Source organism: Brachyspira pilosicoli (assembly GCF_019402445.1).
GTDB lineage: Bacteria > Spirochaetota > Brachyspiria > Brachyspirales > Brachyspiraceae > Brachyspira > Brachyspira pilosicoli_B.
Genome location: NZ_SRZM01000029.1, coordinates 1 through 8,111, shown reverse-complemented (window position 1 = coordinate 8,111; position 8,111 = coordinate 1). Strand labels below are relative to the sequence as shown.

Genomic DNA, 8,111 nt, shown 5'->3' with positions numbered 1-8,111 from the left:
GTTATAATAATTTATGTAAGATAAGTGGTATAACTTTTATCATTTATCTTACATACATTTGTGAGTTTCTATATTTATAATCATTCATATACTTATAAACTTCTTCTTCTGTTAATATTTGAGAAACATTAAAAATAACATTTTCTATATGCATAGAATCTCTTGAATTATAATTGTCATTTAACTGTGCATTGCTTTGAACGGTGATTTTACCAGCATTATTTCTAACAAGTTCAGCCCCCATCTCTCCAACTATTGCAGAGCCTCCATCTGGAATGGTATAACCTGTAGTACCAAATGCAAACTTTGGAGGAGTTGGAGGATTAGATTTCACACTGTCTAAAGCATTTGTAGAAGACACTATTCCAGAAGCAGCAGAAATAGCAGAAGCAACTGTTGTAGCAGACACAGCTAACCCAGCAGCAAAACCAACTAAACCTCCTTCAGCAAAAGAAGTAGCAACACCTAATGCAGACTTTGCTATAGCAAGCGAAGGTATTAAAACAGCATCAGCAATAGCTTTACTTTTTTCCATCTCCGCCAATTTTACTTCATTTTCCCACTTGGCATAATCTTTTTTATATTCGGCCTCTGCTAGGTTTCTTTCTAATAATTCTTTTTGTTCATTTTTTTCTTTTTCTAATAATAATAATTTATTTTCTTCTTCTCTTTTTTTTGCTATCTCTTCTTTTTTTATTCTTATAGCCTCAGCACTCATCAAATCATCATTTTCTATAGCAAGTTCTAATTCCTCATCTAATCGAGCTAAAAAATTATTGTAATACTCATCTTCTTTTTCTTTGCTGCTTTCTCTAAGTTCATTTTGATAATTATTAAACTCTTCAAGCTTTTGTTTAGCCTCATTTATAGCATTATCATAAATACTCAAGTCATAATCAAAAAATGAAAAGAAACTTGATGATATACTGCTGTATAAAGTTGATGTACTTGAAAGTATACTATTAATATCAGAAGAGAAACTTTTTATATCTATTTTGTTTATATTTTCTTTAATTAAGCTAATGGAATCAGAAGCAACATTAGAGCTTTCTTTTAATTCAACGCCGATAGCATTATTAATACTGCCTATATAAGCTTGAGTTTTAATAAGCTCCTCATTCATTTCTTTTATATAGTTTAAATTATTGTCCATATATGCTCCTTTTTATGTATTAAAAAATTTAAGTTTTTTTATTTTAATTATTTGCAGGGCTTTGCCACCTGCGAAGCGTGCCCGTAGGGTAGCACCCCAGTTCTTTTGCCGACGCTCTGCGTGCCTGCGGCAAGGCACCTACTCGGTATTGGTATAAAAGAATCAAAAGAACTGCATTGTTTTAGCTTAAAATGTTGGTATTGCAATATAGTTTATACATATTCAAAAACATACAACGCTATAGTATTTGCACTTTTTGGTTCTTTTTGCGGCGGGAAAAAGAACAATATAATTTTTATGTTTTTTTATTTGTGGTGGCGTTGCCCCCACGCCCCTACTTCTTTTGGTGGCCCAAAGAAGCAAAAGGACTGCATTAAAAAAACTAGCTTTTAAACATATCCAAAATCATATATTATTTTATACTAATACATATTCCAAACATACAAAGCTATAGTACTTGTACTTTTCGCGAAGCGTGCCCGTAGGGTAGCACCCCCAGTTATTTTGCGACCGAAGGAAGTACCTTTAGGTGCGTAGCTGCTGGAAAAATAACAATAAAAAATTGAATAAAAAATTAACTCCCAAAAATAAAATCCATCAAATTATTATCTTTATCTTCTTCAATTTTTTCACCATCTTCTGCCTCTTCCATTCCAAAGTTTATCAAGCTTGATAAAGCATCTGGAAAATCCAAATAGCTAAAAACATCTCCTTTAATATTGTTTACAGAATCATCAAAATTAAGTAATTGACGAAGAGCTATATATCCGCGTCCATTATTTGTTTGAAGCCATTTATCAGTATCAGAACCTTCAGGCACTTCCTGCCAGCCTATAGGAAAATACACCCTCTCATATATCACATAACTTGCATTTACTATTCTCTCTATTTTATTTTTATGAACAAAAAATGGTGTTACTTCAAAATGTTTTTCAAGCCTTTTTACTAATTCTTTTTGTGCAAAATTACTTTCGCATAATATTTTTTTTACATTTTTGCTTATTAAAAAATTTGTTATGCTTTCATCTGTTGTTGAGTTTGAATCATTACGCATTAGTCCGCTGTCTATTAAATAAATATCGTTCTCTATTTGTGTGTAGACTATAACAGCAGTAAAACAATTATACTCCCCAAATGCAGGGTCAACTACTGCTTTATGCTCATAAGAATATATTTTCTCTCTTTCTTTATTTTCATCATAGAATTTTAATTTTGAATATAAAAAAACTTTTCCTTGTTTATTTTTAATTTTTCCAAGCCATATATGTTCATACATTTTTGGCATAAGTTTTAATGTGGATAATCTTGATTTATTTAATATCTCGCTAAAATAATAATTGCCGTCATAGTTAATAAAAGTAATTAATATATTAGCATCTTCATATTCTTTATAATAATACTCTTTGTTTGTTTTATCTCTATAAACTTTATTCTCCAAACTAAATTGACTTACAACCCTATAAATAAAATCGGTTTCAAAACGGGGATTAAATGCAAGCCATATTTCACTTTTATCTGCCCTTATGGAAGGTTCTAATATTTCGTAGCTTCTTTGTGTGAGAGTTTGGGCTTCTTCTACAAAACATATTCTCACATTATAAATAGATTTAATCTCTTCTATAGAACATTCTCTAATGCCTAAAAATATAAACTTAGAGTTTGTAATTTTATTTATTATCTCATTTCTTTTTACTATAAAAAATTCATTTAAATTAAGTTCTTTTATAATGCTTATAAGAAGCGGATAAGTGGAATAGGAAATAGATTTTTGAATCTCCCTCGCACATAATATCACTCCATTAATTTCAAAACTTTTAGCTATTAATATTCTTGCGATAGATTCACTTTTTCCGCCGCCTCGTCCGCCGAATGCTATTTTTAACCGTTTTTCAGTGTTAATCCATTTTTCAAAAGGTTTTAAAATGTTTATATTAATATTCATAAATTGTCTCAAATGTGTAAAAATTATAAGTAATTATAAGAAATCTTATACGCACGGTATGAAAATAAAAAAACATAAATTTAATTATTAAGCAAAATTTGTTTTATTTATAAACTATGCTTACCGTGCGTTAACAAAAAACTAATTTTTTTTTTGAAGTATTTAATTTTTTTTAATACTTCAAATCAACTTTTTAGAAAATTTTATATAATTCAAAAAAACAAAAGAATAGGAGATATATAAATGAAAAAATCTTTTTATGTTGCCGCAGCAGTATTATTTGCTTTAGTTTTTTTATCTTGTTCAACAATAGCAACTGTAGATAATATACCTCAAAGTTTGCAGCTTACAGGAGATGATATTGTAGTAGGTGAAGTTTTAACAGCAGAGCTTCCATATGATTCTGGAGATGAAACTTTGAAAGAACAGCTTATAGCAGAAGCATTGAAAGATACAAATTATGATTTTTTAATTATGCCTAGATATGAGATTGTAAAATCTGGTTTCTCTACAAAATTAAGAGTAAGAGGTAAAGGTGCTAGGGTAAAATAATATTTCTATAATATTATATACAAATTATTTTCTTTCGTCCCTTTTTAAACCTATGCTGTTCTTTAGCATAGGTTTTTTATTAATTATTAAACCCTACTCTTATATTAATTCTATTATTATTTTCTTTCTCTTCTATTTTTTTTCTTATATATTCTAATCTTTTATCATTACGTTTTTTTAATAATTCAAGAAAAACTATTATTGCTCTTTCGCTTGGCGGATTATATTTATAAACTATTTTTTTTGTTTTAGACTCATTGCCTTCTTTATCTATTTTTATTTCTTTTATAATATCCTTGCTATAATATCCTAATGACTTTTTTATTAATGCATTTTCTATTTTTATTTTAGCGTCAATAAAATATTCATCTTTTGCTTTTCTAATTTTTTTTACTAGAGTTTTCTTATATTTTTTACTAGATTTATTGATATAGCTTTTTAATTTATCATAGCTTATATTTAATTCATTAACTATTTCTTCGATTGTTGGGTTGTTTTTTTTTATAAAATTATATATTTTGGTTTCTGTTTTTTTGCTGTATTTATTCATAATAATCCATTTTTTATATATAATATAAGTATTAAATATAAGTAATTATAATAAAAATTAATTTGAAAAAATGATTTATTTTTGTTATATTTAATAAAAATAAGAAAGGAGAGTAAAATATGAGTAAAAGAGTTTTAAGATTGGTTAGTATATTGTTTTTGAGCAGTATTCTTGTTTTAAGCTGCAGCAATGCTGGTAAAACAGGAAGCGGTGATAATAATAGCGGAAATGGGGGTAGCAGTACAGGCGGCGATGGCGGCACTGGTACAGGCGGAACAGGTGACGGCGGCACAACTCCTCAAGGCATAGCAAAATATGCAGGCACTTGGACAGCTACATTTGATGATAAGACTAGTTATGAGGTTGTTATAGGCGATGATGGTAGTGTAACAATAAAAGACGGCTCACAAAATCCTAAACAAGCTACAGACATAGTAGAATCTGGAAATACATATACTATGAAAGTAGATCATGGTACAGGGGCAGATAATGTAACTATTACGTTTGATAGTGAAACTACTGGCTCTATAGATGATATTTATGGCATTGGTAGTATTACAAAAATAAAATAATTAATTTTTTAATAAAAAATAAAAAGGAAAGTAAAATATGAGTAAAAAAATATTAAGTTTAGTTTTATTTTTAGTGAGTGTTTTAGCTGTAAGCTGCAGCAATAAAGACAAAACAGGTGATGGCGGCACAACTTCTCAAGGCATAGCAAAATATGCTGGTACTTGGCAGCTCACATCTACTGCAAAACAAGCTACAATTCCAACTATAACTATATCAAGTGATGGTGCTGTCACTTTTAGTGGCGAAACAAGTACAAATGTAACAGATAAAGGAAATGAAACTTATGAAGTAAAATTTACCCCTGCAAATGAAGATGAATCTATTCTTACTCTAACATTTACTAGTGATACTGCTGGAACTTTCACTTTATCTGGAACTATATCTGCTAATGGTACGTTAACAAAACAGTAATAAATAATAACTATACAATTAAAAAATGTAAAAGGCTTTAAACATATAGTTCAAAGCCTTTTTATATAATCCAAACCCCATACACTTTCTATATTTTAATAAATTATTTCTTTACCAAGCTTCTTTTTGTAATTAAATCTACTATATCAGTATTTCCGTTTTCCATAGCATACATTAAAGCATTTTTTGACAAGTTATCTACTATATTCAAATCTGCATTGCCGTCAAGTAAATATTGAACCGAATCATAATCGCCATTCTCTGCTGCAAACATCAAAGCTGTTTTACCGTCATTATCTTTAATATTAACATCAGCATTAGCGTTAATTAATGATAAAACAATATCTTTTTTACCAGATATACTAGCCCATATTAAAGCAGTTCTTCCGTCAGCCATTCTATAATTAATGTCAGCCTTACCTATTAAAAGTGATGATACTATATCATTCAATCCCAAAGATGAAGCTAAAGCAAGTGTTGTAATATTGCCGTAATATCCATAACTAGATACTACATTAGCATCAGCATTTCTCTCAAGAAGCATTTTAGCTACTTCTCCGTTCCCCTTAGCTATAGCATAAAATAAAGCATTAGCTCCAACATTATTAACTTTATTTATTTCGCTTCCATTGTCAAGCAACAATTTTACTATATCATCATGATTATTATAGGCTGCAACCATAAGAGGAGTCATATTATAATTGGCATCATCAGGATTAATATAAAGTCCAGACATATTAACATCAGCACCTGCATTAATAATCATTTCTGTTATAGTATAATACCCTTTTCCAGCTGCTTGAAGTAAGGCTGTAGTGCCGTTATTAACTTTTATATTTGGATTTGCATTTTTAGCAAGCAAATAAGAAGCTATATCAACATATCCGTTTTCTGCCGCATAAGTTAAAGCAGTTTTTCCATGTATACAGCTAGCATTAACATCTATTTTTTGAGATAATAGCAAAACAACTATATCTTTATAACCTCTAAAAGTAGCTGTTATTAAAGCATTATGTCCTTGCATATCACCAAAGTTTATATAACTAGAAATAGAACCATCAGATATTAATCTTCTTATTCCATTAATATTGCCTGTATTAGCATAATCTAATAATTGGTCTAATTTGCCAGTATTAGTATTTTGAGAAAATAAAAAAGATATATTAAAAATAAGTATAAAAATCAAACTAAGATAACGCATAATAAATATTCCTCAAATATAGTTTTAGCCTTATTACAAATTCGGAATTTGAATATATAATATTGAATAATTGGCACAAAAAACTTGATATAAACCAATAATTTATTTACCGTACGGTAGGCGTATTTTTGTTTATAATTCAAATTCAATTCTTAATAATATTATATTTTAAGTTTTTCTTTGCGTGCGTTGAGCTTGTTTTTAAAATAAAGAGGTTTAATAAATTTTTTAATAAAATAATATATTTTTTGTTATATTTACATAATAAGGATTAATAATGAAAAAAGTAATATTTATAATTTTAATTTTGGCTTTGTTCTTATCATGCAAAAGCCAATCAACTTCTCCTGATACATCAGAGGGAGGAGCAGATTCTGGAGGCGATAATAATACTGAAACTCCACCTACTACAAATGAAGATATAGAGAAATATGGTATAGATATAGATACTGCCACAGCTGAAACCATAAAAGCTGCATTAGAAAAATATTATAAAGATAAGGGCGAATATAAGGTAATATTTATAGGTACTTCTACAAAAAGTTATGATAGATATGCTAGTCTTGGTACTGTAATAGATGAAATTAAAGACATTACAGATATAACAGTATCATTTGAAAATGTAACATTTCAAAATAACAAACTTCCTGATTATATATTAGGAAGTATTTCGTTCGATAATAATAACATAACAAAAGTTATTCTTCCTGAATATATAACAGTTTTTGGAGAATATGTATTTGCTAGATGCCATATTTTAGAAGAAGTTAATATCCCTAAAAGTTTAACAGAAATAGGAGGTATGATTTTTTTTGAGACTGTAGTAAAAAATATTAATTTACCTAATGGATTAAAAACTATAAATGATTATGCTTTCAAAGGTTCTAGTATAGAGAGTATAATTATACCTGATTCTGTAACTACTATAGGTACAAATGCATTTGACTCATGTCAACAATTACAAAACATGAAATTACCTAAAAATTTAAATGTTATCTCTACAAATGCTTTTACTAGCTGTTATGCATTAAAAACTATAACTATACCAGAGGCCGTTACCTCTATAGAGGATTTAGCTTTTTATGTATGTAATGGTGCTGAAAATGTTGTGTTTGAAGGAGAAAATCCAAAATTAATAACTATAGGAAATAATGCTTTTGGTTATTGTGAAAAACTAACAACTATTACAATACCTGCTAATGTTAAAAATATTGAGGATATAGCTTTCAAAAAATGTTTTTTATTAACAAGTATAACATTTTTATCTCCAACTCCTCCTTCGATGAATGGAAGTAGAATTTTTGAAAGTACTCCTTTAAAAACTATAAATGTACCTAAAGGCTCAAAAGATGCATACGAAGCTCTAAAAGGTAATGGGCTTCCAGCAGATGTAACTATAAACGAGATATAATTTTTATGATGTTATTTAATAAATAAAATTTATTAACGCACGGTGAATGAATTTTTGCATATAGTTTAAATTGCAATTTCAAATAAATACATATTCTTAATGCACTCTGCGTGCGATCAATAATTTTTTAAATTAAACAAAACTTGGGCGGGCGTTATCATTTCTTTTTAAACAACAAAAAATATAAGACTAAAAAGTTCAGACAAAATCATAAAATCTAAAGGGCGGGGAGTGTAATTAATTTTTTAACCCTATTTAATATCCCAGCCTTTATCTTCACAGAATTTTATTGCTATATCATTTCCTTCTTTAGCCATA

At 28.5% G+C, this 8,111-nt stretch carries 8 protein-coding genes; 4 read left to right on the top strand and 4 right to left on the bottom strand.

All coding sequences use genetic code 11. From position 1 onward, the window contains the following. Window positions 1-43: 43 nt before the first annotated feature. Entirely contained in the window at window positions 44-1,153 is a 1,110-nt protein-coding gene (locus E6A48_RS01155) for a hypothetical protein (RefSeq protein WP_219708173.1), read from the bottom strand. 574 nt (window positions 1,154-1,727) lie between these two features. Then, window positions 1,728-3,095: a phage terminase large subunit gene (locus tag E6A48_RS01150; protein WP_219708172.1), complete on the bottom strand. Its 1,368-nt coding sequence runs from the start codon at window positions 3,093-3,095 to the stop codon at window positions 1,728-1,730. Between the two features lie 243 nt (window positions 3,096-3,338). Here E6A48_RS01150 and E6A48_RS01145 point away from each other — a divergent pair, with 243 nt between their 5' ends. Continuing rightward, on the top strand, window positions 3,339-3,647 hold the full coding sequence (locus E6A48_RS01145) for a hypothetical protein (RefSeq protein ID WP_219708171.1): 309 nt from the start codon (window positions 3,339-3,341) through the stop codon (window positions 3,645-3,647). Window positions 3,648-3,726: 79 nt separating this feature from the next. On the opposite strand, the gene E6A48_RS01140 is transcribed toward E6A48_RS01145, so the two are convergent. Next, complete coding sequence (locus tag E6A48_RS01140) at window positions 3,727-4,197, bottom strand: hypothetical protein (protein WP_219708170.1); 471 nt, start codon at window positions 4,195-4,197, stop codon at window positions 3,727-3,729. Window positions 4,198-4,316: 119 nt separating this feature from the next. Here E6A48_RS01140 and E6A48_RS01135 point away from each other — a divergent pair, with 119 nt between their 5' ends. Both E6A48_RS01135 and E6A48_RS01130 read left to right on the top strand, forming a co-directional pair. Next, the gene (locus E6A48_RS01135; protein ID WP_219708169.1) at window positions 4,317-4,769 is read left to right on the top strand and encodes a hypothetical protein; all 453 of its coding nucleotides are present in this window, start codon (window positions 4,317-4,319) and stop codon (window positions 4,767-4,769) included. Window positions 4,770-4,806: 37 nt separating this feature from the next. Further along, entirely contained in the window at window positions 4,807-5,181 is a 375-nt protein-coding gene (locus E6A48_RS01130) for a hypothetical protein (protein ID WP_219708168.1), read from the top strand. A 103-nt stretch (window positions 5,182-5,284) separates the two neighbouring features. Here the strand turns inward: E6A48_RS01130 and E6A48_RS01125 are convergent, their stop codons facing one another. Beyond that, window positions 5,285-6,382 (bottom strand): ankyrin repeat domain-containing protein, encoded by a 1,098-nt coding sequence (locus E6A48_RS01125; RefSeq protein WP_219708167.1) that lies wholly within the window; start codon window positions 6,380-6,382, stop codon window positions 5,285-5,287. A 277-nt stretch (window positions 6,383-6,659) separates the two neighbouring features. On the opposite strand from E6A48_RS01125, the gene E6A48_RS01120 reads away from it, so the two are divergent. Continuing rightward, window positions 6,660-7,793, top strand: coding sequence for a leucine-rich repeat domain-containing protein (locus E6A48_RS01120; RefSeq protein WP_219708166.1), 1,134 nt, complete (start codon window positions 6,660-6,662; stop codon window positions 7,791-7,793). Window positions 7,794-8,111 lie beyond the last annotated feature (318 nt).